Raw genomic sequence first — 23339 nt, forward strand, 5'->3', positions numbered from 1 at the left:
CGTGACCAGTCTTACTCCCCAGCAGGCGGCGGCGGTCGCCCACGGCGGCAACATGATGCTCACCGCCTGTCCGGGGAGCGGAAAGACGCGCACGCTGATCGCCAAGCTGGTCGCGGAGATCGAGGGCGTTCGAGGCACGCCCAAGCAAATCTGCTGCATCACCTATACAAACACCGCAGTTCAGGAGATCGAGCAGCGCACGCGGGAGCAGATGCAGCCTGACGACGAGCGCCATTTTGCCGTCTCCACCATCCATGCGTTTTGCCTCAACGACGTGGTCAGACCGTTTGGTTGGCTGAGGCAGGATTTGGCCGCTGGCCGACGCATTCTGACTCGCGAGAACCCCGATTTTGACGTCATCTGCAACGCTGCGGCGGCCCGAGTAAATCTTCTGCAATTGACGATCAACGACTTGGACGCCTTCGAGAATCTGTCCCTCGATTCCAATGGGCAAATTGTCGGTCAGGCCGCCGAAAACGAAGCGGTCGCCCGGGCAGCGCCGTTCTTCTGGGCCGAGTGTCAGGCACGCGGCTACATCACGTTCAACAGCATCATCTACGGAGCCTATCAGCTCCTGCGTGACAATCCGGCAATCGCCGCGGGACTGTGCGCTCGATACCCTTGGTTCCTTATCGACGAGTTTCAGGACACCACCGAACTTCAAATCGAAATCCTGCGGCTGCTCCATCGAACGGGTCGGTCACGGTTCTTTGCGGTCGGTGATTTGGCTCAGTCGATTTTTGGCTTCACCGGCGCCCGGCCAGAGCTGGTCGCGCCATTCGCCCATGACATTGGCGCTCGAACCGACCTATCGCTCTTCGGTAATTTCCGCTCCAGTCAGCGCGTCGTGAATCACGCCGAGCGGCTTTTTGCTCGCGCGCCTGCCATGGTGGCCGTCGGCGACGATCGAAACTATCCGGTCGAGCCGTTTCTCGTTCGAGGCGTGTCCGCCTTCGCCGCCATCACTGAGAATTTTCTGCCAGCCTTGGCGGCGCAGGACATACCAATCGGGTCCGCGACAATTTTGGCGAAGGATTGGAAGTCGCTCATCGCATTGTCGCGACAGCTCCGCGACTTCGGGACGCCCGTCGTAGGCCCAGGTGCTCGGCCCTACCGTCGTTCCCGCCTGTTCGCAGCGTTGGCCGAACAGCTATGCGGCGCGGTTACTGACCCCAGCCCCGAGACGACGCACCAACTTGAACGAGCGTTGTTCCACGCAGTGCAAGAACTCACCGGCAGCGCACGACTGGACATTTTTTCATATGACGGAAGGCGCGTGATCATCCGGCTATTGCGGGAGGCTGAGCGCCTTGCCGCCCTCGGTGGCGGTGCTCTCGCGTGGCTTGACGCGATGTCCACGAGCACGGGGCGTATTCTACAGGACGCGGACTACGTTGGCGCGCAGCAAGCGGGCCTATTCTTTGCGTCAGTGCAGGAAATGAAGGCCGATATGTTCCGTCAGGAGATCGACACGGCCAACCTGAGCATTGATGATCTGGGGCTCTTTGCCAGCCCGACCCGTGCGCTGCGGTTATCGACGATCCACTATGCCAAGGGCCGGGAATACGATGCAGTTGCGTTGATTGGACTGCGAAGCGGAACGTTCCCGTTCTATCGCGCCCGCACTCCCGAAGCGATCGAGGCTGAAAAGCGCCAGTTTTACGTTGGCGTGACGCGAGCCCGGAAACTGCTGATGTATGTCGCCGAACAGGATCGTTACGGCAATCCGCCGAGCATGTTCCTTGGTCCGGCAGGCGTAAATGTCGTGCCGTGAATGGGCGGATATCGAGCAATCGATCGAGGTGGCCGTTCGCGCCATTCATTTGATAACGCGCTTTCGACCATTCGACATCGCTCGCCGAGGCCAGCGCACCATAAGTCGTACAGGTCTGAGCTATCGCGGCGCCCTTGAGATGCTCCAGCGAACGATCGAAGCTGAGCTTCTGCCTTGTCTGGGCGCGTCGTGCTCGCTCCTCGAGAAGCTGCCCAAAAAGTGCGGAGAATGTGATTCCCTAGGATTCGTGGTTGCGAATCCAGTTGTCGATTTCTGTGTCAGTCTTCGACTCCAGGCTCATCATCTCGCACTCCGCGTTCTGTCTGGCCGCGCACATCGTTCGGGGCCATTGCAAGAATTCTGCGGTGAAAGTCGACCGTATGAAAGGTTAAATCCAGCGAGATGCGGAAGCGCCACAACGGTCAATGCCAGCGGCCAGATGGCCGCGAAGGAGATCGGCTCCAGTCCGGACGTCGAGAAGGGAGATGATTTCGTCCACTTGCTGACTGACGCAGTTCACTCCGACAAAGCAATTTGATCCGGATTGGAGGCTTTTTTTGCAGCCTGAAGTGCCCGATCCTCTCATTTCTGCAAGGATTCAGCCGTAAGGCGCGTTCAGCGCTGGATTGTCATTTCGGTAATAATCCAGTCAAAAAAGATCGAAGGCATTTCGGTGGCCGGCAGCGGATTCGCAGCGTGGCCCGCAGATCAGCCTTGTTGCATGGGGGGGTAGGAATGCCGGGACCGCAGGTCGATTCAATCGCAGGGCAGATTCTGTCCGAGCTGCCTCGTCACAAGGGTCTGGACGAGGCGGTCGCCGCAGTCGTGAAGCATCTTTCGACGTTCGTGCCCGATTTCGCCACGAACATGGCTGACGAAATTGCCGAGGCCCGCGCGGCAGTGGCCAGGCAGCTGCAGGATGTCGAGATCCTTCACCGGCACTCCGTGATGCAGAAGCGCGAGCGGTGGTATTTCGGATCGAAGCCGAGTGACAGGCACTGGCCGGCGCTTAAGGCCTACCTGATCTCGAAGGGCATGGACGAAGACGATGTGGAGGCCATCGACGAAGCCTCGAACGAAATTGTCTCGTTGCTGGAGAACCCGAAAAAGGACGATTTCCAGTGCCGCGGCCTTGTGCTGGGTCATGTACAGTCTGGCAAGACCGCCAACATGACCGCAGTCATGGCAAAGGCACTCGACGCCGGTTACGACACGGTGATCATCCTGGCAGGCCTCACGAACAAGCTTCGGTTCCAGACCCAGATGCGGATGTTTCGCGATCTCGTATCCCGACATCCGATCGAGTGGCAGCAGTTGACCCCGAATGTGGAACATCTCGACTTCCGGGCGCCCCCGCAGGGTGGATTCCTCGCGCACACCGACAAGTCGCAGCTGGCGGTGGTGAAGAAGAACCCGGCACCGCTCAAGCAGCTCAAGATTGCCGTGAAGGGAACGCACGCGCTCGCGCTGAAGCGCCTTCGCGTTCTCGTGATCGATGACGAGTGTGATCAGGCAAGCGTCAACGCAGGCAGGGGCGAGTTCGACGTCGCCGCGATCAATGGGCACATCCGCCAGCTGCTCTCGATGATTCCTGCCGTTTCCTATGTCGGGTATACCGCGACGCCGTTTGCCAATGTCCTCATTGATCCATTCCGGACAGACGTCATCAAGGACAAGGCCCTCGATATCAAGGAAAGCGTCCTCGATGATCTGTACCCGCGGGATTTCATCACCGCGCTGCCGTCATCGCCGAACTACTTCGGAACGGAAAAGCTCTTCGGCCGCATACCTGACGACCCCGAAAATGTCCTTCCGGAGGAAGAAGGGCTCGACATGATCCGGGAGATTCCGGACGCCGACGAGCAGGTCATGCAACCGGTCAGTGTCGCGGATCGCGACTCGTTCGAACCTCCGGTTGCACCCAGCCTTGCAACGGCAATCCGCTACTTTCTGGCCTGCTGCGCTGTTCGCCGCGCGCGCGGGGATGCGGGTGAGCACATGACGATGCTCGTTCACACCTCCGCATATGTCGTCGCGCACAACCGGATTGCGGATGCCGTCAGCCAGTGGGTGGACACGATCCGCCCGGATCTGGTCAATCCCTCCAGCGAGGAAGGCAGGCTGCTTGCCGCAGCCTGGACCAGCGAGCAGAACAGGCTGCCGGCGGACATCACGGCAGCACGGGCGGTCACGCTCGACGAGATATTCGAGTATCTCCCATCGGTCCTTGAGACCCTCGAATTCCCGGTCGAGAACGGGGTGAGTGAAAACCGGATCGATTATGAGGGGCCTGCGCGTACCTACATTGTCACCGGCGGCTCCATTCTTGCGCGCGGACTGACGCTGGACGGCCTGATGGTGAGTTACTTCATGCGCGGAGCGCGGCAGTATGACACGCTGCTGCAGATGGGACGCTGGTTCGGCTATCGGAAGAATTACGAGGATCTTCCCCGGATCTGGATGCCTCTCGACCTGAAACTGGCCTTCCGCAGCCTTGCGCGCGTCGAGAGGGAAATCCGCGCCGACATCGGGCGCTACCATGACGAGAACAAGACGCCGATGGATATCGCGGTGCGGATCCGGGCCATCCCGGGCATGGCGATCACCGGCGCGACCAAGATGCGCGCGGCAAGGACATGCGCCATAAGTTACTGGGGCACGCACCGTCAGACGTTCCGCTTCCGTCACCATGACGAGACGGAACTCGAAGGGAACTGGAGCGAGGCGTCGGCTCTGCTCGATGCTGCCACGGACGCCGGTCTGAAGGTGGACGGATGGGCGGCACCGCTGTGGAAGGATGTTCCGCGCGATCTCGTCTTGCGTTTTCTGGAGCGTTACCGCTTCCATCCCGATCATGCCGAACTGCAGCCTGCAGTGCTCCTGCCGTTCCTTCGTCAGGCCGACGAGCGGCTTTCGACATGGAATGTCGGCGTCGTGACATCGGGCAAAGGCCGGCAGGCAACGAAGGCCATCGGGCCGCTCCAGTCGGTCGGCCTCGTGAACCGCGCGCGCCTGAACGACGGAAGCTCCACTGCGGACATCAAGGCGCTGATGTCGAAAACCGATGTATGGCTTGATTGCGCCGGGAAGGCTCCGGCCGGCCGCGGCTGGGACGAGCTCAAGGATCTGCGAAGGGAAGAGCTTGGCCAGCGACCGCTCCTCCTGCTGTATCCGATAGATCGGCTGTCGCCTCCGACCAGGCCGGGTCCGAACCGCGTCGCACTGGACGCTGCAACCGACGTTCTGGGAATTGCGATCGTGTTTCCGGGCAGCGTAACCGAAGGCGGCGAGTTCGTTGCGGTCGAGCTGGCTGGCGACTCGGTAGAGGATATCGAACGCATCGAAGCCGAGGAGGCTGCGGACGTCGAGATGGTCGATGCCGAAGAGGGCAGGTCCGGTGCGGCGGAGGCTGACCGGTGATGGAAGCGTCGCAGAAGACGTCGCGGGCCAGCTGGAGTCTCCTTCGGGCCGGAGGCAACGAGCCGTCCGGGATCAGCATACCTACCCGGGTATCGGACATTGCAAGTGGCGACGGGGCAATCCGCTTTGCTCTTGGCTCCAGGGGCCAGGCACGCCTCCTCCTGCCGCTGGGCGCTGGCGATCGAAAGGGCTCGCTTGCGAGCGCGCCCGCACTTGATGTGCGGGTTTCGGACTATGTGGAGGCCGGACAGCCCCGGCGGTTTCTTGACCTGACCTGTCTCGAAAGCGACCTCGAGAAGGTCTTTGCCGAGGTCACCGATCAGATTCTCTCTCGGATCGCGACAGGGGAAAAATGCCTTAGCGCGGCGCGATCGACGATCGAGGAATTTCGGGCACTGCTTGTCCGCCCGACAACCACCGAGATATCGCAGACGCGGATAGCCGGCCTTGTTGGCGAGCTTCTCGTGCTTCAGCGCCTGCTGAACCGGTCGGCCGACGCCTGGAGGAGCTGGCGCGGCCCTGCGATGGATCGTCACGACTTTGCACGCGGCTCGAATGCGCTTGAGGTGAAGGTGTCGATGGGCAAGGGGCGCAGCAACATCACCATCAACGGTCTCGAACAGCTCACCGAACCGGCAGGTGGCAACCTTTTCCTCCAGCATCTGGAGCTCGAGGCTTCTGCATCCGCCATGCTTTCGGTGGGGAGTCTCGGACGCGCCGTGATCGAGCGTGCCAGCAGGCCGGATCAGCTGCGGGCCCTTCTTGCTGCCGTCGGATGCACGGACATCAACGACCCCGAATGGAACTCTCTGGCTTTCCGGCTCGAAGGGGAGGCGCTCTACGCGGTCACTGACGGTTTTCCGCGCCTTGTCTCGACAAGCTTTCCGGGTAGGAAAGCGCCGGCGGGCGTTTCCCGGGTCTCCTATTCCGTTGATCTTTCCGGCGCCGGCGAGTTCAAAATCGAAGCGTCGCAGCTGTCGGCGATCGAGGGAATGTTCGTGCCATGATACGCTTCAACCTTCACAGTGAGCCCTATGGAGTGACCGGGAATATTGGCGAGAATTTCCTTCGTCTCCTCGGCACCCCAGCCCTGAGCCAGCTGCAGACGGTCATTCGCGAAGCTGTTCAGAACATTGCCGATGCGGCAAAGCTCAAGACCGGACCGGAAATTCTGATCCGCGTGCGAAGCCTGACAGATGCCGAGGCCGGGTGTTTCCGCGAACAGCTCCTGGCTGAGATCCCGGAGGAGACGGGTTCGCGCGACAGCCTGTCGGCGTTTCTCGCGCGCAAGGATCCCGTCGTTCTGGAAATCTGCGATTTTGGCACCACAGGTCTTGGCGGCCCCACACGCGCAGACCGCATTCCGGTTGGCGTCAAGCACACCGATTTCATCAATTTCCTTCGCAACATCGGCACGCCGCGCGATACCGATCATGGCGGCGGGACCTATGGCTTCGGAAAGGCCGCGCTGTATGGCGTAAGCCGTTGCCGAACGATTTTCGTCGATACCGCAACCGGTGAAGGCGAAGAATACGAACGGCGGCTGATAGGCTGTCACATCGGATCGCGCTTCGGAACCGAGGAAGCGGGTATGCTCCGTCAGTATACCGGTCGCCACTGGTGGGGAGTGACTGATCCCTCGGATGGTATTGCCGATCCGGCACTCGGCGACGATGCCGCAGCGCTTTCGGCCGCCATCGGTTTTCCTCTGCGCGACGAGAGCCTTCCGGGCACGTCGATCATGATCCTCGACTTCGAAACCGAGGGCGAAAGTCTGGAAGTCATAGGCCAGCGCATAATCGAGGGGCTGCTCTGGAGTTTCTGGCCGCGCATGATGCGCAGTGCGCCAAAGAAGAAGCGGTTCAGCTGCCGGGTCGTGGCAGGTGACGAGGAACTTGCGGTTCCTGCCCCAGAGGAGTTTCCGCCGCTGGATCTGTACTGCAAGGCGATGCGGGCCGCGCGCAAGGGCGAAGGTAACGACGTCCGGCCGGTAAGCTGTCAGCGGCCGATCAAGACGCTGGGCCGGCTTGCGCTCGAGAAGGGCCTCAGGAGCAAACGAAAGCCCATCGTCGCGAGCGGCAGCCTCTTTCCCCCTGCGGCGCACCACATCGCGCTCATGCGTCCGGTCGAGCTTGTCGTCCGCTACCTCGAAGGCAGCCCGATCCCGGATGAGCGGTTCGAGTGGGCTGGCGTGTTCGTTGCCGACAGCGATGACGAGGTCGAGCGCGCCTTTGCCCTGTCCGAACCCCCGGCACACGACGACTGGGTGCCGGGGAACATGGAGAGAGGACACGCGAAGACGTTCGTGAGGGTTGCGCTGCGCGATCTCGACGCTGCCGCTCGCGAGATGGGCGAGACCGGGTCGGCACGCCTTCCGGGCGAGTCGGACGCACCGCCACTCGCGCGCGTTGCAGGGCGCCTTGGCGCCGCACTTGCCACTATCGGCGGAGATGGTGCTGGCGAACAGCGCCGCAGCAGCGGAGGTGGCGGTGGCGGCCCATCCGTACGTCGTGCTCGCGCTTCCCGTCCGCTGTTCGAGCGTCTGCTTCGTGAGGACGGAAGGACAATCGCGGTCTTCTCAACCGAACTGCAGCAGGACGCAGAGCGCTCCGGGCATTCGCTTGTGGCTCAGGCATCAATCTCGATGGACGGCAGTGCAGCGAAGCTTGATCAGTCGTTCGATCGGCCGGAAGTCATCCGGATCCGCGCAGCCGATGGCACCCTTGACCAGGAGACATCGACGCTGCGTCTCGAGGGAGCCGAGGGCCGGTTCGAGATCCTTGTCAGCGTGCCGCCGGATTGTGCCGTCACACTCGAGGTCAGAATTCTTCAGGCGGATCCAGCATGAGCCAGCGTGTCGCCTATCCCTTTCTTGTGTTGCAGCCTGCATCGGTGCTCGCCTCCGAATGGAAGGTGGCGGTCGGCGACACCGAAATGGCAGAAGCGGGGGAATGGCTCGCCGACTGGGACGCTTCGATTCCCGTGCGTCTCAGTCGCTCCGTCGGAGTGGATTTCGACAGAGCAGCTGACGACCTGGAAATGGAGGTCGGCCAGCTCCATCTGACTGCTGCACTGCGCATCGGGACGGGGTCTGGACGCCTTCCCCGCGCCATGATCACCCGCGAGCGTCGCCTGCTGACCGCGGAGGAGCCCGTCACCGTCTTCGAGACGATTGTCGATGGCAGCGACCTTTCTTCCCTCATCGATCTCGAGGTGAATCTGGTCCTCGCCCGGGACCACTTCACCGGCGGAGACCTGTCACCCCGGCGTGCCGGTGACCGCGTCTGGAGCGACACCATTCGCATCAGGCTGGAGGGCGAGGAGCCGCGACTGCCGATCGAGGTTGCCGATCTCTCGTCCCTGCTCGGTGGCACTGCCGGCCACGCCCCCTGGTACCTTGACTGGTCTCCGCACGACTGGACCCGCGACTTTCATGGCGCCTTGCGGCTTTACCTCAACAGCAGTCACCGCGATCTGATCGCACGGATCGAGGCAGAGGATGCCGAAATCCTTCGTGGCCTGATGGCCGATGTCATGGGACAGGTCTGCGAGGCGCTTGTACGCGACCCCGATGCGGCTGCGATCATCGAGAGCTGCGGCGAGGGATCACTCGGCGCACAAGCGGCCGACTGGGTGCGCAACGCATTCTCCGGGCGAAGCACCAGCCATGCCCGAGCGCTTCTGGAACATCGACCAGGCCTGTTCAGGGCGTCCATCCTGGCCCTCGCCGAACAGCAGGTGGAAGAGAGATGATCACGCTCCTGCCGCGACTTCCAGCACCTGCCGCCGAGCAGATACTCGACCAGTTATTTGCTGCCGGCGAGTTCCGCTGGGGAGGCTTTTCCGCAGAAGCCCTGCCCGGGGCGACACGCTACGCAGCGACCGGCGGATCCGCAATCCTGCCTCCCCGCCTCCGCGAACTTCGAGGCGGACTCGCAGATCTGGCGACGGGTTTCGGGTTCGGCTCTACCGACCGTCGTGGTGAACTTGCCGGCTTCGATGCGGCCCTCGCGCCATGGATGGCAGCTGTGCCCGAGTTTCAGTCGGGCGAAGCCCTGCGCGATGACGTCTGGTGCTTTTTCGGTGTCGCGTTGGCACCGGACATCGTCCATTGGCGCTTCGGTGGATCGCGCGAGCGCTACCTTGGGGGCGTGCGAAACTGCTTTCAGCGGGTCTGGCTGCGCGCCCGGGCCCTCGACCGGGGCGCAGGCCACCCCGACCGATGGGGCCTTCTCGATCAGCTTACCGAGGATGCACTGGTCCAGATCACCGAGCGTCCGAGCATCGGTGCCGACCCGATCCTTGCGCGTGCACTGGCCGAGGGCTGGGTACGCTGCGCGGCGCGGATCGGGCGCGGGCAGATGGAAGCGGTCATGCGACTGGCAACGCTGCGCCTGCGAATCCGGAACGAGATACAGGCGCTGTCACTTCTGGAAGAAGATGAACTTGCCGGCATGGTCGATACGCTGTTCGATGCTGCTGCTCCCGCTCCCACGTCCCCGCAACTCGCCGGACACTGGGTTCGTCAGACAGTCGGCATTGCCAGTGAGGGAGAAGGAGAGGAGGATCCGGCGCCTCTGCCGAAGCCTAAAAGAAGCTGGGCGATCTGGCGGGCTCGATGAGCTGGGCCTTGCCCCTTCGACAGCCGATCGACAGACCCGGACGCTCGCAGGTCGATACTTTCAGCCCCGGCGCGCTGCTGTCTTCTGGAGCACCTCGTTCACGACCTCGGCTATCTGAACGGCCAGAAGTGGCGGAACGGCATTGCCGACCTGAATGAATTGCTCGGTCCGGTTTCCCTCGAACAGGTAATTGTCCGGAAAGGTCTGAAGCCTGGCAGCCTCGCGTACCGTCAGACTTCGGCACTGCAAGGGGTCGGGATGAATGAAATAATGTCCGTCCTTGGAAATGTGGCTTGTGACGGTTGTCGAAGGCGCATTCCATCGCTGGACTCGGAACCGGTCGGAGAATTTGCCCGAGCGCCAGTTGCGGTGATCGGGAGCGAGCTCGTCCGGAAATTCGCCAGCCTTTGGCGACCTCCCGACCTGCTTGGTAAAAACTGTGGCAAAGGCATATCGGGCGAGATCGCCCGCCATGTGGCTGCGCGAATGATGGTTCGGCAGTGAAGTCAGTTTCGGGTCAGTCAGCCACGCAGCGAGTTCATTATTTGTTACGGGCGCAAGCGAGGTTGATCGGCGAGGCGGAACCTCCGAAATCGAACCCAGCTCGACGGCGCGGGCCATCAGTTGCTCGGCAACCCCATCCAGCAGTTCGTCCTCATAAGCGAATGCTGCCTCGGCGGCCGTTCTGAAGGCAGCTTCGGCCGTCTCGCGCCAGTCGCCCGGATCGTCCGATCCGCGACTGATCCCGCTGCGCAACTCGGGCATCCGGTCGATTGCATCCGAGACCGTTGTCGAACTGAGCGCGGGCCTCAGAGTTGGTGTGACGACGTCACTCTCGATGTTCGCTGCCACATCCGCCCTGACACCGAACAGGATCACCCGGTGGCGACATTGCGGAACCCCGAAGCGTTCGGCCTCGAGAACATGCTCGCTTCCACGCCGATCCTGGCGAGATACAAGTGGCAGCAGCCGATAGCTGTCGGAGCCGCCGCCAGCAGCCCGGAGGTCGGCCAGAACACGCGGAAAGATCGCTTCGCCATTCACCCTCGAGGACAGGATGCCCTTGACGTTCTCCATGACAAACGCGACCGGCTGAAGCCGTCCGATGATGCGTATGTACTGCTCGTAGAGGTAGTGCCGGTGATCATCGGATGCGTTGTAGCCACTCTTGCCGCTGTTCCGTGATCGCCCCACCAGCGAATATGCCTGGCAGGGTGGACCACCGATCAGTACGGTCTGGCCGGATGCGTCGTCTCTGATGCGGTCGAGAAGCGGGAAGAGCCTGTCCTCGAACCCTGGCGCCCCGAGTTCGAGCTGTAATGTTTCCTCACAGGCATCTGCCCATTCGTCGGGATGAAGCGCAGTCAGTTCGTCGCGTCCGATTTCGCCCGCGATATACCGGTAATACGCATCGGGGACCGCCGCGCCGAACTGTCTGAAGAAACTCCGGAGGCGAAGTGTCGAGAACGCAGAGCTTTCCTTCTCCACGGACAGGGCTATCTCGAAGGGCCTGTTGCCCTCTGCATCGACAAGACGCGAAAACCCCTCGGCAAGACCTCCCGGCCCGGCAAAGAGGTCGACTACCTTGAAACCGAATGCTTTGCTCATGACATGCCGGGGGTCTACATACCAGGCGCGCCAGGGAGTTAAAGTCGAAATCGCATGGTCGATGTCGTTGATTCCCGCACCCGCTCGCGAATGATGGCCGGCATCCGTGCTCGCAACACGAAGCCGGAGGTCGGACTGCGTCGCGCGCTTCATGCGCGTGGCTTCCGGTTCAGGCTGCATGTCAGGGAACTGCCGGGCAGGCCTGACATCGTACTGCCGAAACATCATGCCGTGGTGCTTGTACACGGCTGCTTCTGGCATCGTCATCAGAAATGCCGCTACGCCACGACGCCGGCTACCCGGACGGAATTCTGGGTGAACAAGTTCGAGCAGAACGTTGCCAGAGACATCCGGAACGCCGCACTTGTTCGCGATGCAGGCTGGCGCCTGGCGACGGTCTGGGAATGTTCCATCCGTGCGAGGGGCGCAGGCGCGGTGGCCGACGAGGTTGCCGACTGGCTACGGTCAGATCGAAACGAGATCGAGATTCCGGCCACGTGATCGCCGTTACGAGCGAAGGCGCTTCACGGCGCGCGAACTAAGCAGAAACTTCGTGGGCCATGCCAAGTGACGGGCACACACGTACGAGTTTTCCGGCGCGATAGACGTAGAAGTCCTTGCCGTATGCTTCGGTAACTTCCCAGATCTGCACTGCACCTGCAGCGTGCACCAGCCTCATTCCTGCGCTTCCCTCTATTCGATGACGGACCAGTTCGCTTCGTTCGCGGACGAAGTCGAGTGGTTTCTTTCGGAACAGATCATTCGCCTTTTGATGCTCCCTGCCGATCGAGCTCCGCGTTCCAGGCTCGATCCTGCGGCCATCGCTGGGAACGGGAGGGGTGGTTATGTAACAGGGTGGCTCTGTCAGACGAATGTGGCATCGGCACAACAAAGGTTGCTAGCTACAATCATGGCGCGCAAATCCCGAGCTAAGTCGCCTGACCTCTTCCGCTATTTCGATTCGTCGCCCGAGGTGAAGGGCTCCGAGAATCGCCCAAACACGTGGGTTCGACCGTTTCCTTCAGATCGTGCCGATTGAAGCTTCCAGCTTTCTGGCAAGCTCAGAAATCCTGCGTTTCAGGCCAATGTGACGGTCGGGGTCGGGCCCTTCACCGGGCGGTTCTGCACCGAGAGCGCCCCGGGGATCACTCACCTGATATGCTTCCAGGACCACCTGCAGCCTGTCTCGTTCCTTGAGCATTTGATCTTTGTCATTTTTCCTCCCGTGCAAGGCCAATATAGGAACTCAGCCCAGTTTATGCAGGCCGCCGTCGCGGGAAACCACCTGGCAACCGTTCAGTAGTATCGGCAGTTTTTTGCATCAAATGCGTCTGCACGGCGATACATCGACTTGGCTCACGGCCCAGAAACATCCTTCCCTGCGCGTTCCACCCGGCGGGCACGCCGCCAGTGGCGGTGAGCAATGCAGCATCCACCCCGGCCCTGGTGGTGCCGGCCAGGATCGCCTCGACCACCGCAGGTGACAGAAATGCCAGCCTCACGACCCGGGTCATCCACGAGGCGGTCACACCCTCCTGCTCCGCCAGCGTGTCGATCGTTACCTCACCCTGAAGCAGGATCCCCCACCAGCGGCGTGCACGCACGACAAGGCGCAGCAGCTTCTCATCGATCGATTCGGATGTCGCGGCGCGGCCATTGTCCTGTACGAGCTGCACCACCCGCCCGGTGCGCGTCAGCCGCACCGAGGTGATGAGGGTGATCGCTGCCATGTCGCTTGCCGCCTCGATCCCCAGCCGCTGCGCGATGGCGGATGGATCAATGTCGACCTCCACCCGCCCAGGCAGCACACGAACCTGCAGCAGGAGGTCGACAAGCCCTGCCCGCTGCCGCGTCGCCAGACCCTGCGTCACCTGGGTGCAGGCCTCGTGCACAGCCCCGATGCGATGCGGCGCGATGTCGGCTTTGAGCCGTGCCACGATATCGAGCGGATCGGCGAACAGGCTCTTCACCTCGCCAATCACCAGTGCCTCGATCTCGCGTGCCGGGATACGGAAACCATGGTTGCTCTTTGCCGATACGCCATGCTGGAGTGCCCGGCTCACATAATAGCGATAGCTGATCCCCTTCTTGCGGGCATGGCTGGCAACCAGCGGGTCCCCGGCCTCATCGACGATCCTGCCCGCAAGAATGCTCGGGCTTGCCTGCCGCACGGTGCGGGCTCCACGGACATGATCGGCAAGCTTTGCCTGAACCCTGTCCCATAGCTCCCGCTCGATCAGCGGCGGGTGCTGCCCTTCATAGGATTTTCCGCGATGCCGGATCTCGCCAATGTAGATGGGATTGGAGAGGATCGCGTAGATCTGCCCTCGGGTGAACCGGCATCCGCCGAATGTCGCACCCGATTTCCTCGCCCGGACTGGAGAGAGGATATTCTCGCGTTCGAGTTCTTCCGCCACCAGCCGGACATTGCCGATATCGAGATAGCGCCGGTAGATATCGCGCACGAGTGTTGCATGCTCCTCGACAATGGCGAGGGTACGGCCATCGGGTTCATAGCCGAGCGGCGGCGTGCCACCCATCCACATGCCCCTGGCCTTGGAGGCGGCGATCTTGTCGCGGATACGTTCGGCGGTGACCTCGCGCTCGAACTGGGCGAATGAGAGCAGCATGTTGAGCGTCAGCCTGCCCATGCTCGTGGTGGTGTTGAACGACTGGGTGACCGAGACGAAGCTGGTACCTGCCGCATCGAATGCCTCGACCAGTTTGGAGAAGTCGAGCAGCGAGCGGGTGAGGCGGTCGACCTTGTAGACCACGACGATATCGATCCGGCCTGCCGCGATATCGGCAAGCAGCCGCTTGAGCGCAGGGCGGTCGAGCGTGCCGCCCGATATGCCGCCATCATCATAGATATCGTCGACAAGCGACCAGCCTTCGCTGGCCTGGCTCATCACATAGGCGGCGCAGGCTTCGCGCTGAGCATGGAGCGAGTTGAAATCCTGTTCCAGCCCCTCCTCGCTCGATTTGCGGGTATAGATGGCGCAGCGCTGTTTCATGCCGCCTGCCTCTTCTGCTTGAGACCGAAGAATGCCGGTCCCGACCAGCGGGTGCCGGTGATCGCGCGGGCGACTTCGCTCAAGGAGCGCCAGCGCCGCTCGTTCCACATCACCGCGCCATCCTCGCCAATGATGACAACATGCAGCTTGCCCTGCCATTCACGGACCAGACGCATGCCGGGCTGGGCATCGGAGGTTTTGGTTTTGGCATTACCAAACTGCTCCAGCCGTTGGCTGGCGTGGCGCAACAGGCCACGATGGGCGCGCTCCTGCAGGGCATAGGCGATTGCCAGCCGCAGCAGCCCGGCGCTCACGCGCGGGACCGGACCGTCCGAGACCTCGGTCCAGCGTATGCGCAGCTGCGCCAGCGACAATGTCACCAGCGCAGCCAGCTGCTCGTCGAGCAAGGCCCGCATCAGCCGGCCTCGGTGATGCGGTAGCGGCGGATGCCGCCCACCTTGTCGCTGGTCACATCCATGCCGGCCTTGCGCAGGCCGGTCATGGCGGCGCGCGTAGTATGCGGCAGCCAGCCGGTGGCGGTGATCATCTCGTCGAGGCTGGCGCCACCTTCGCGCTTGAGCAGGTCGATCAGCAGGCTGCGCTTGGTTACGCGTGGGGCGCCCACTGGCCCGAGTACTGGCGGCGCCCCACCTTCGCCGCTCTCTCCGTCCTGCTCTTCGGCGTTGATGGCGGTGCGGCCCGTGTCGGTGATGACAGCGCCAAACCGGGAGTCGCCATCCTCGCGCCAGGCGGTCGCCTTGGTCGCGGCGGGCCGCTCTGCGGCCAGGCCCTTCTTGATCAGTTGCTCTACCGCCTTCTTCGCGCGACCGGCTTGGTCGCCAACGCTGTCGGGCAGCGGCATCAGGCTGCCGTCCTCACGCTGTAGCGCACTCGCCAGCAGCACAAGCTGCATGTCGTTCAATCGAATCTTCGTCATGCGGGTGTCTCCGTGATCGGAGCGGCACCGCGCCGCTCCCACCACCCACAGCCCTGCCGATCAGCGTCGGTCAGGGCAGGCGGCCGCTATCGGCCGCCGTTGACTGCAGCGACCAATGCTCGACTTTCAATTGAAGTCGAATGGAATATCGGGGAGTAACGAAGAAAGTGCGTAAGTCAGGCGTCGGGTGCGACACCGTCGACGTCGATCAGCCCCTCGGCCACGACCACGCCGGAAATGCGGACGCGTTTTTCAACATGATCGACCGGCACGCGGTGCAGATCGAGCATCCAACGACCACCGAGATCGCGTCTCAGCATGAAGCCGTCCTCCCCGCGTAGCAGGGTGCCGGTCTCTTCGATCCTGGTTCCTATGATGCTCATTATCGAGAGATAGGAACGGTTTCGAACCTTGTCACCCGCGATCAGAGTCGGCCTGCAATTGGATCGAGAGCCGCCCAAAGGAATGATCCTCGCGACTTTGAACGAGTGGCGATGTCTCCCAGCTTACGCCGCCAGTTTTAACCACCAAAAACCCTCTGCGAGAGACACCATGCGACAGACGACATTCTCCCCTCCATCCAACAACAGGAAGCCATGCGAAACTGTTTAGGAAAATTGCATCCATATTGGATAGATGCGTATCCACGCCCTCGCCAACCTTATAACCCTCAGCCATCTTAGGATTTCAAGAGGACGAGGCATTGGGTGCGGATCGCGCAATTTCGATGCTCGACGGCATGCTGTGGCGAGCAGCGCTCGTATCGGCACCCTTGCTGCTTGCGATCCTGCTGGTCGGCGTGATCATCAGCATCGTGCAAGTCGCCACTCAGGTCCAGGAGATGACTCTCACCTTCGTCCCCAAGCTTATTGTGGCGACCCTGGTGCTTATATTCCTCGGCTCTTGGATGATGCGCCAGGTCAGTCAGTTTGCTGAAGGGCTCTTCCTCTCTATTCCGTCGCTGGCCAACTAGGACATTCGCGAGTGATCGAGGAAGCGGCCGGGTCGTTGCTCCTTGCGTTGCTGGGCGCGCTAAGAATCGGCCCCATCTTCGCCTTTGCACCGCCTTTCACTCTCATGCGCATACCAGCGACGATCCGGGTACTCCTTGCGGTTGCGCTCGCGGCGAGCTTCATGGCCTCGTCCGGCAACCCACCACAGCTAACAGGGCAAGTCGGCGAGTTTCTTGCGATGGCGGCAGGAGAGCTCATGCTCGGATTGAGCATGGCACTGGCTCTCCAACTTGGGTTCGCCGCGATCGCAGTCGCTGGCCGAACCCTGGACATTCAAGCCGGCTTCGGATTCGCATTCCTGGTCGATCCGACGACCAAAGCGCAGACCCCCTTGATCGGCGCCCTATTCACTTATGCTACCGCCGCCATATTCTTCGCCACGAGTGGCCCAACTGATCTGGTTGCGGTGTTCGCGGCGTCCTTTTCCCAGATTCCGGTCGGCAGCTTCGCGATGCTGAATGGCATCGGTCCAATGCTGGCCTTCTTCGCCACTGTTTCAATTCTTGGCCTCGGCACTGTCGGGCTCGCGCTCCTCGTCCTCTTTCTCGTCGACCTCGTCATAGCGATGATGTCGCGCACACTGCCCCAAATGAATGTCCTGCTGCTCGGTTTTCAGGTGAAATCCATCGTGACCATGGTCTTGTTGCCGGTCACGCTAGGACTGGCCGGTGGCGCGATCATGCGTATCCTCAGGCTGTCACTGGAAGCCATGCTGGCGCTGGGCTGACCATGGCGGAGCAATCCGAAGAACAGGACAAGAGCGAGCACGCAACGCCGTTCAAACTGGACCGTGCAAGGCGGCGTGGCATGGTCGCACGGGGGATGGATCTTGGTTTCTTCTCCGCTTTGATCGGCTTTGTAATCGCAGCCCAACTCGCGGGTATGGATCTGCTCAATGCCCTGAAAACAAGCATGTGGCGCCATTTCAGCGTGATCATTCCCCGCGCCTCGGAGCCTCTGGTCGTTGAAACCGCCGCGGGGCGAGCTGCAGCAGCGGTTGCAAGCACCTTGATGGTGCCAGGCATTGTAATTCTCGTGATTGTCGTCGTGATCGAGATTGCCCAGCTTCGTGGCCTGGTCTTCAGCGCCACCCCCCTCAAGCCCGATTTTTCACGCCTCAATCCAGCCAAGGGATTGAAGCGACTGCTATCGCTCAGAATGCTCAAGGAATTGGCCAAAAGTATCTCCAAATTGGTGCTTTATTCGATAGCTGCGTTTCTCATCATCCGGTACGAGGCCAGCAATCTGGCGCTCCAGGCAAGCGATGGCCGACAATTAGCCAGCGCGATGGTTGGCGCGGCGGGTCGAGTGTTGCTCCTCTTCATAGTGCTGGCGGCCGCGGTGGCGCTGGGGGATCAGTTGCTCGCGCGGGGTGAGTTCTCCAAACAGATGCGCATGAGCCGCCGTGAGGTGACCAGGGAGGCTCGCGAAAGAGAAGGCGAACCGCGTCAGAAACGGAAACGTCGCCAGATCCTTGCGGAGATTCTCCAACAGGCGAGCGCCGGATCCAATATGAAGGGAGCCGATGTTCTGATCGTCAATCCTACCCACTATGCCGTAGCGTTGCGGTACAGAGCTGAGGGCCCCGATGCGCCCGTCGTTCAGGCTCGCGGCCGCAATCTCTATGCAAAGCGCATGCGCGACACGGCGCGCCGCGAAGGCATCACGATCATTCGTAATCCGAGGCTGGCGCGTGCGCTCTATTATGAAGGGCGAATTGGCGATCCCATCGGCAAGAAGCATTTCGTAGCGGTGGCGGACATCTACATCATGCTCCGCAGGGCCTTGCGGGACGACGCTCGCGAATGATTGGCCGTCTGTATCGCCAGAATCGCGATCTCGTCCTGGTCGGCGGGCTGCTTGCCATTCTGCTCATTCTGTTCGCTCCGATCCCGCCGGCGATCGTTGACCTGGCAATCATCGTCAATTTCGGTTTCGCGCTGACCATCCTGCTGATGGCCTTCTACGTGCGCCGGCCGGTCGATTTCTCGACATTTCCCTCGCTACTCCTCATGGTCACGCTGCTGCGGCTCGGTATCAATGTCGCAGCCACGCGCCTTATCCTTACCGAAGCGGAAGCAGGAGACGTCATCGCCGCTGTCGGTAATTTCGCGGTGGGCGGTAACTATATCGTTGGCATCGTGGTGTTCAGCATCCTGGTGGTCGTCCAGTTCGTGGTGGTGACAAGTGGCGCCCAGCGCGTTTCGGAAGTTGCCGCCCGCTTCACGCTCGACTCCATGCCCGGTCAGCAGATGAGTATCGATGCCGATCTCAACATGGGCCTCATCGATCAGGCGGAAGCGCAAAGGCGGCGCCATGAAATCGAGCAGGAAGCCGCGTTCTATGGCGCGATGGATGGGGCCAGCAAGTTCGTAAAAGGCGATGCTATCGCCGCGATCATCATCTTGCTGATCAACATCATCGCCGGCTCATTGATCGGCATTCTGCAGCTCGGCCTCAGTTGGTCGGAATCCCTTAAACACTTCACTTTGCTGACGATCGGCGATGGCATCGCGGCACAGCTTCCCGCACTGATCGTTTCAGTGGCGACCGGCATCATCGTGACTCGGTCGTCCGCCGATCGCGACCTCAGCACGGAAGTGTTTGCGCAACTTTCATCGATTCCCAGAGTATCGCGGATCGTTGCGATTGCATTGCTCGTGCTCATGCTTCTTCCGGGCATGCCCAAATGGCCGATCGCCATTCTCCTCGGGATCATAGCACTTGCATGGTGGCAATCCCGCCATGTGACGCAGGAGGAAGCGCCCTCCGAGATGACGGTCGACGCGATGGAGGATCTCGCACAGGAAGCCCGCTCCGATGGTCCGGAAATCCTGCTTGGCAGCGACCTTGCGGAAGCCTGGAAGGAACACCGGGGGAGCCTGCTCGATCGCATTTCCGCGGTGCGCAGAGCGCATATGCAGGAGTTCGGTGCTCCTCTACCACCGGTCCGCGTGCTCGACGGGGATGGGCTGGGTCTTTCGGAATATGAGATCCGGTTGTTCGGCACCCGGTTTGGTCTTGGAACAAGCCATCCTGGTATGTTGCTGGCGATTTCGGCAAAAGATCCCAATGCTCGCATCGAGGGGCTGGAAACAATTGAGCCAATGACCGGCCAGAAGGCATTCTGGATCCAGCCGGCGCAAACAGACGATGCCCGGGATCGCGGCTTCTCGGTGGTCGAACCAATCGTTGCACTTACAGCACATTTTGCGGACATCATCCGCGCTGAAGCCGCGCGGCTCCTCTCGCGACCGGTATTCACCGAGATGATTGAAGCGGCCCGCCAACGTCAGCCGAGTCTCATCGAGGACCTCATCCCGACAATCTTGTCGCTTTCGGATGTGCAGCGAGTGATGCGCAATCTACTGGGAGAGGGCGTCTCTATCGCCAATCTCGACCTGATCCTCGAGAATCTTCTGGACCTTGCCCGCAATCAGCGCGACCCGGACGAGCTTTCGGAATTGCTGAGGCAGAGGATCGGATTCGCGATCTGCAACAAACTGCGGGGGCCGCATCGCGAGCTCTCGGTGATGAGCCTCGACCCAAGGCTTGAAAATGACGTGACTGCGAATCTCGGTAGCGCCGGCAGGGGCCTGGATCCGCGCACCGCCGAAGGGTTGGTAAGGCGAATAGCACCAATCGCCGAACAGATGTTCCGCCAAGGCCGAAATCCGGTACTTCTCTGCGCCACCGAAATTCGCAGGGCCATGAAGCTTCTGACACAGCGCGCAATTCCGAGACTGTCGGTCATATCGGTCAATGAAATCCCCGAGCGGATCGATCTGTCATCATTCGATGTTGTAAGGATCGACGGATAGGCCATGCTCGCGTTTGCAATCTCCTGGAATTCTCGCGAGGAAACCGCCTCATGAATGCCACTGACAGCGATAAGCTGGTACGACTACTGACCTATTTGGAGAGCGATCCATTCAACGCCGACCTCCTGACCGAAGCAGTCGAGATATCGCTCGATATTGGGGAGCTTGACCGGGCCGAGGCCTTGAACACGCGCCTGATCGAAGTGCTTCCGATCGACTTTCGAGGTCCTTATTACACTGGCATGATCGCAATGAAGCGCGGCGAGTTCGATAAAGCCGCGGCCGGACTGGCGCGATTGCTCGAGGAGCATGACTATCCGAACGTTCGGTTCGGGCTTGCCTGGTCAAAGGCCATGGTCGGGAGGAAGCATGACGTTCTTCCGCTGCTCGATGACAGGACCATTGAGGCCATTCCCGCCGCCGCGATGCTGAAAGTGCAGGTGATGCACGAGAATGGCGATTTTGATGGGGCGTTCGCTGTCGCTCACCAGGTGATGGCGCTACATCCAGCCGATCCAGGCCTGATGGCGGCGATCGCCACACTGGCGACCGATATGGAAGACATGGAACTTGCTCGGCATTGCGCCCAGCAAGCAGGAGAACACCCGGAAGGCCTGGCGGTCTCCGCGCTGATCGAACTCCAGAGTGGCGATCTCGTGACAGCTCGACATCTGTACGATCGATCAATTTCGATCCGAGACCATAATCCACGCGCCTGGGTTGGACGTGGATTGTCGGCGCTGCTGGCGCAAGCGCCGGAGGACGCGGCGCGAGATATCGATCGCGGCGCGCAGCAATTTGGCGATCATATCGGATCCTGGATAGCGGCCGGCTGGGCGCACTGCCTTGCCGGGGACCTAAAGGCGGCACGCCAGAGATTTGAACATGCCCTGGCGATCGATCACAGCTTTGCCGAAACCCATGGCTCGCTCGCCGTCATCGACATATTGGAGGGCGACCAAGACGCCGCACGTCGCAAAATCATGACCGCGCTCAGGCTGGATCGCGAGTGCTTCGCAGCCGCGCTCGCACAGGTTCTGCTATCCAGCGACGATCCAGCCAAGGCAAGGCAGATTGTCGAGCAAGCCATGCAGACGCCGCTCAACGAAAAGGGGCTGACGATCGCCGGCTATATAGCGGGTCTGTCCGGTCGCTCAGGTGCAACGATCCATTAGAGTCGATCCGGTTCATATTGCACCGGGCGACTCCGAATTCCCTTGTTGGCCGTGATTTCCGAGCCTGCAGATGATTCCACCTGCCTCGAAATCACTCTGGTTATTGCACGATGAGATCCGCATGAAGCGCTCCAGCAGCCTTCAAGGCTTGCAGAACGCTGATAATCCGTCGTGTGTCGACGCGGAGCGTTGTCAGCCCCTGGACGAGATCGCCGATCGTTGTTGAACCAAGCCGGATCGTCGCATCGTTACGCCCCTCTTCAACATCGAGCTTGGTGTTGGAAATAACCAGGCTCGAAACATCCGTTGCAAATCCTGAGATATACGAAGGCTGGGACCCTTCGTTTCGCGTCTCCACCTTAACCCTGATATCACCCTGCGCGATCGCCACTGGGGAAATGGCGACATCCGCGCCAGCAACGACCGTTCCCGTGCGCTCGTTCACGACCACCCGGTACTGCCGCGGGGGACGCACGTGCAGCTTCTCGATTGCCGCGACATAGGCGGCCAATTCGCGCCGATTGGCTGGAGCCCGAATTTGCACGCGATCCGCGTTCTGAACCCATGCGGCCCCAGGACCGTAAAGTCCCTCGACGAGCTGAGCGATGTTCTGAGCGGTGGCAAAGTCGGGTTCGGCCAGGAGAAATGAAATTTCGCCATTGCCGTGAACAATGTCCGCATCGACCGAGCGCTCAATCGACGCCCCTTCCACAATCCTGCCAGTGGTGGGATGATTGCGTTGCATCATGTTAAGCTGCGCGTCGAATTGATAGCCGCCGACGACCAGGGAGCCCTGCGCGAGGCTATAGACCTGTCGATCCGGTCCTTCCAAAGCAGTCAGAAGCAGAGTGCCGCCGACAAGGCTTCGGGCGTCTCCTATGGACGAGACAGTCGCATCGATCTTGTCGCCGATGTTGGCGGAGGCCGGCAGAGTGGCCGTGACAATCACGACAGCAACGTTCCGACTGCTGATATCTTCGTCGGTAACGCTTGTTCCGAGGCGAGAGAGCACATTGCGGAGGGCCTGCCTGGTCACCGCATTGCTGCGGGTATCGCCGGAACCCGCCAAGCCGGTGACCAAGCCATATCCGACCAAGGCATTCTCTCGCCAGCCATCGAATCGACCCAGTGCGTGAAGCGGCACTTCCTGAGCGTTCGCGGGTGCGAACCCAAACAGGGAAAGGCCGAGCACGAGAAGCGACAAAAGATGACGCATCAGCTCAATCCGAGAAAACTGAAGAGACGCTGGATCACGCCAGGTTTCGCGCTCCGCGAGACAAAACCCTTGCCGTTGTAATTGATCTGCGCGTCCGCGATCCTGTTTGACGCAACCCGATCCTCACCATCGATGTCAGCGGCGCGAATGCGACCGCGCACTTCGACAAGCGTTTCCTCGCCATTGATTTTCATGCGCTGGCTGCCGTCGATGAGGAAGTCGCCATTCGGTAGCACCTGAACAATGGCAGCGCTCATTTGCGTGACAAATTTTTCCGACCGGCGCACTTCGCCGCGGCCATCATAGCTCCCGCCGAACGACAAGTCCGCCCGTTCGTCGATCGAGCCCGCGCCGATATGGCCGTTCAATGCCGAGCTTTTCCGCGAGCCATTGAGCATCGTCGAACTTGATTCAGCCGCCTGCACAATCACGACGGTTAACAGGTCACCGACGGCGGTGGCTCGGCGATCCGCACCGAGCGACTGTGTCAAACCGTTTTTATATAGATCGTCGGCCAGCGCCGGGATCGAGAATGTCATTAACGAAATGATAAATATAGCGCGCGTGAAAACGGCGCGATAACTTGACGCTGCCGTTGGGGCAGCAAATATGAACGACATCTCGGTCCCCCTCGCACTCCTCATCTAATTCGAGACGGGCGTAAGCTCATCTGAAGAAGCATCCATTCTGGATCAAATTACAGTCCAATTTGGACCATTATAGATACGAAACGATTACT

Annotated in this window: 19 protein-coding genes; 12 read left to right on the top strand and 7 right to left on the bottom strand. The window is 61.0% G+C overall.

Going from position 1 to position 23339, the window contains the following annotated elements; translation table 11 throughout:
• Position 1 precedes the first annotated feature (1 nt).
• The 6 genes from AC3WN8_RS14570 (at position 2) to AC3WN8_RS14595 (ending at position 9816) form a co-directional block, all read left to right on the top strand.
• The gene (locus AC3WN8_RS14570; RefSeq protein WP_492670164.1) at positions 2-1774 is read left to right on the top strand and encodes a UvrD-helicase domain-containing protein; all 1773 of its coding nucleotides are present in this window, start codon (positions 2-4) and stop codon (positions 1772-1774) included.
• A gap of 735 nt (positions 1775-2509) precedes the next feature.
• A complete protein-coding gene (locus AC3WN8_RS14575) occupies positions 2510-5194 on the top strand; it encodes a Z1 domain-containing protein (protein ID WP_492670165.1) in 2685 nt (894 codons plus the stop codon).
• Positions 5194-6201, top strand: coding sequence for a PD-(D/E)XK motif protein (locus tag AC3WN8_RS14580; protein ID WP_492670210.1), 1008 nt, complete (start codon positions 5194-5196; stop codon positions 6199-6201). The genes AC3WN8_RS14575 and AC3WN8_RS14580 overlap by 1 nt, the downstream gene beginning before the upstream one ends.
• Positions 6198-8042, top strand: coding sequence for a hypothetical protein (locus tag AC3WN8_RS14585; protein WP_492670166.1), 1845 nt, complete (start codon positions 6198-6200; stop codon positions 8040-8042). Before AC3WN8_RS14580 ends, AC3WN8_RS14585 begins: the two co-directional genes overlap by 4 nt.
• A complete protein-coding gene (locus tag AC3WN8_RS14590) occupies positions 8039-8947 on the top strand; it encodes a hypothetical protein (RefSeq protein ID WP_492670167.1) in 909 nt (302 codons plus the stop codon). Before AC3WN8_RS14585 ends, AC3WN8_RS14590 begins: the two co-directional genes overlap by 4 nt.
• Positions 8944-9816, top strand: coding sequence for a DUF6339 family protein (locus AC3WN8_RS14595; protein WP_492670168.1), 873 nt, complete (start codon positions 8944-8946; stop codon positions 9814-9816). Before AC3WN8_RS14590 ends, AC3WN8_RS14595 begins: the two co-directional genes overlap by 4 nt.
• Positions 9817-9876: 60 nt before the next feature.
• Here the strand turns inward: AC3WN8_RS14595 and AC3WN8_RS14600 are convergent, their stop codons facing one another.
• Positions 9877-11604: a DNA cytosine methyltransferase gene (locus tag AC3WN8_RS14600; protein WP_492670169.1), complete on the bottom strand. Its 1728-nt coding sequence runs from the start codon at positions 11602-11604 to the stop codon at positions 9877-9879.
• Here AC3WN8_RS14600 and AC3WN8_RS14605 point away from each other — a divergent pair.
• Positions 11518-11925 carry a very short patch repair endonuclease gene (locus AC3WN8_RS14605; protein WP_492670170.1) on the top strand — a complete coding sequence of 136 codons (408 nt, stop codon included), beginning with the start codon at positions 11518-11520 and terminating at the stop codon, positions 11923-11925. The genes AC3WN8_RS14600 and AC3WN8_RS14605 overlap by 87 nt on opposite strands.
• Positions 11926-12680: 755 nt before the next feature.
• Here the strand turns inward: AC3WN8_RS14605 and AC3WN8_RS14610 are convergent.
• The 4 genes from AC3WN8_RS14610 to AC3WN8_RS14625 all read right to left on the bottom strand — a co-directional run bounded on the left by AC3WN8_RS14610 (position 12681) and on the right by AC3WN8_RS14625 (position 15758).
• On the bottom strand, positions 12681-14438 hold the full coding sequence (locus tag AC3WN8_RS14610; RefSeq protein ID WP_492670171.1) for a recombinase family protein: 1758 nt from the start codon (positions 14436-14438) through the stop codon (positions 12681-12683).
• Positions 14435-14854, bottom strand: coding sequence for a DUF2924 domain-containing protein (locus AC3WN8_RS14615; protein ID WP_492670172.1), 420 nt, complete (start codon positions 14852-14854; stop codon positions 14435-14437). The genes AC3WN8_RS14610 and AC3WN8_RS14615 overlap by 4 nt, the downstream gene beginning before the upstream one ends.
• Positions 14854-15375, bottom strand: coding sequence for a DUF3489 domain-containing protein (locus AC3WN8_RS14620; protein ID WP_492670173.1), 522 nt, complete (start codon positions 15373-15375; stop codon positions 14854-14856). Before AC3WN8_RS14620 ends, AC3WN8_RS14615 begins: the two co-directional genes overlap by 1 nt.
• A gap of 176 nt (positions 15376-15551) precedes the next feature.
• On the bottom strand, positions 15552-15758 hold the full coding sequence (locus tag AC3WN8_RS14625) for a DUF5818 domain-containing protein (protein ID WP_492670174.1): 207 nt from the start codon (positions 15756-15758) through the stop codon (positions 15552-15554).
• A gap of 320 nt (positions 15759-16078) precedes the next feature.
• Between AC3WN8_RS14625 and AC3WN8_RS14630 the strand changes: the two genes are divergently transcribed.
• From AC3WN8_RS14630 to AC3WN8_RS14650, 5 genes are read left to right on the top strand one after another with little or no spacing between them, the layout of a single operon-like run.
• The gene (locus tag AC3WN8_RS14630; protein ID WP_492670175.1) at positions 16079-16348 is read left to right on the top strand and encodes a flagellar biosynthetic protein FliQ; all 270 of its coding nucleotides are present in this window, start codon (positions 16079-16081) and stop codon (positions 16346-16348) included.
• A gap of 11 nt (positions 16349-16359) precedes the next feature.
• Positions 16360-17115: a flagellar biosynthetic protein FliR gene (locus AC3WN8_RS14635; protein ID WP_492670176.1), complete on the top strand. Its 756-nt coding sequence runs from the start codon at positions 16360-16362 to the stop codon at positions 17113-17115.
• Between the two features lie 2 nt (positions 17116-17117).
• Positions 17118-18197: an EscU/YscU/HrcU family type III secretion system export apparatus switch protein gene (locus AC3WN8_RS14640; RefSeq protein WP_492670177.1), complete on the top strand. Its 1080-nt coding sequence runs from the start codon at positions 17118-17120 to the stop codon at positions 18195-18197.
• Positions 18194-20209, top strand: coding sequence for an FHIPEP family type III secretion protein (locus tag AC3WN8_RS14645; protein ID WP_492670178.1), 2016 nt, complete (start codon positions 18194-18196; stop codon positions 20207-20209). The genes AC3WN8_RS14640 and AC3WN8_RS14645 overlap by 4 nt, the downstream gene beginning before the upstream one ends.
• 50 nt (positions 20210-20259) lie before the next feature.
• Positions 20260-21384, top strand: a complete 1125-nt coding sequence (locus AC3WN8_RS14650) for a tetratricopeptide repeat protein (RefSeq protein ID WP_492670179.1) — start codon at positions 20260-20262, stop codon at positions 21382-21384.
• A 100-nt stretch (positions 21385-21484) separates the two neighbouring features.
• On the opposite strand, the gene flgI is transcribed toward AC3WN8_RS14650, so the two are convergent.
• Entirely contained in the window at positions 21485-22600 is a 1116-nt protein-coding gene (flgI, locus tag AC3WN8_RS14655) for a flagellar basal body P-ring protein FlgI (protein ID WP_492670180.1), read from the bottom strand.
• A complete protein-coding gene (locus AC3WN8_RS14660) occupies positions 22600-23220 on the bottom strand; it encodes a flagellar basal body L-ring protein FlgH (RefSeq protein WP_492670181.1) in 621 nt (206 codons plus the stop codon). Before AC3WN8_RS14660 ends, flgI begins: the two co-directional genes overlap by 1 nt.
• Between the last annotated feature and the right edge of the window lie 119 nt (positions 23221-23339).

The sequence above is a fragment of the Sphingobium sp. FW305-3-2-15-F-TSA7 genome (assembly GCF_058787155.1).

Bases quoted from the DNA above. Each gene is read 5' to 3' on its own strand.
- AC3WN8_RS14650 (WP_492670179.1), top strand. From the start codon at position 20,260: ATGAATGCCACTGACAGCGATAAGCTGGTACGACTACTGACCTATTTG.
- AC3WN8_RS14590 (WP_492670167.1), top strand. From the start codon at position 8,039: ATGAGCCAGCGTGTCGCCTATCCCTTTCTTGTGTTGCAGCCTGCATCG.
- AC3WN8_RS14660 (WP_492670181.1), bottom strand. From the start codon at position 23,220: ATGTCGTTCATATTTGCTGCCCCAACGGCAGCGTCAAGTTATCGCGCC.
- AC3WN8_RS14600 (WP_492670169.1), bottom strand. From the start codon at position 11,604: ATGCAGCCTGAACCGGAAGCCACGCGCATGAAGCGCGCGACGCAGTCC.
- AC3WN8_RS14580 (WP_492670210.1), top strand. From the start codon at position 5,194: ATGGAAGCGTCGCAGAAGACGTCGCGGGCCAGCTGGAGTCTCCTTCGG.
- AC3WN8_RS14610 (WP_492670171.1), bottom strand. From the start codon at position 14,438: ATGAAACAGCGCTGCGCCATCTATACCCGCAAATCGAGCGAGGAGGGG.
- flgI (WP_492670180.1), bottom strand. From the start codon at position 22,600: ATGCGTCATCTTTTGTCGCTTCTCGTGCTCGGCCTTTCCCTGTTTGGG.
- AC3WN8_RS14625 (WP_492670174.1), bottom strand. From the start codon at position 15,758: ATGAGCATCATAGGAACCAGGATCGAAGAGACCGGCACCCTGCTACGC.
- AC3WN8_RS14585 (WP_492670166.1), top strand. From the start codon at position 6,198: ATGATACGCTTCAACCTTCACAGTGAGCCCTATGGAGTGACCGGGAAT.
- AC3WN8_RS14615 (WP_492670172.1), bottom strand. From the start codon at position 14,854: ATGCGGGCCTTGCTCGACGAGCAGCTGGCTGCGCTGGTGACATTGTCG.
- AC3WN8_RS14645 (WP_492670178.1), top strand. From the start codon at position 18,194: ATGATTGGCCGTCTGTATCGCCAGAATCGCGATCTCGTCCTGGTCGGC.
- AC3WN8_RS14595 (WP_492670168.1), top strand. From the start codon at position 8,944: ATGATCACGCTCCTGCCGCGACTTCCAGCACCTGCCGCCGAGCAGATA.
- AC3WN8_RS14605 (WP_492670170.1), top strand. From the start codon at position 11,518: ATGGCCGGCATCCGTGCTCGCAACACGAAGCCGGAGGTCGGACTGCGT.
- AC3WN8_RS14620 (WP_492670173.1), bottom strand. From the start codon at position 15,375: ATGACGAAGATTCGATTGAACGACATGCAGCTTGTGCTGCTGGCGAGT.
- AC3WN8_RS14575 (WP_492670165.1), top strand. From the start codon at position 2,510: ATGCCGGGACCGCAGGTCGATTCAATCGCAGGGCAGATTCTGTCCGAG.
- AC3WN8_RS14640 (WP_492670177.1), top strand. From the start codon at position 17,118: ATGGCGGAGCAATCCGAAGAACAGGACAAGAGCGAGCACGCAACGCCG.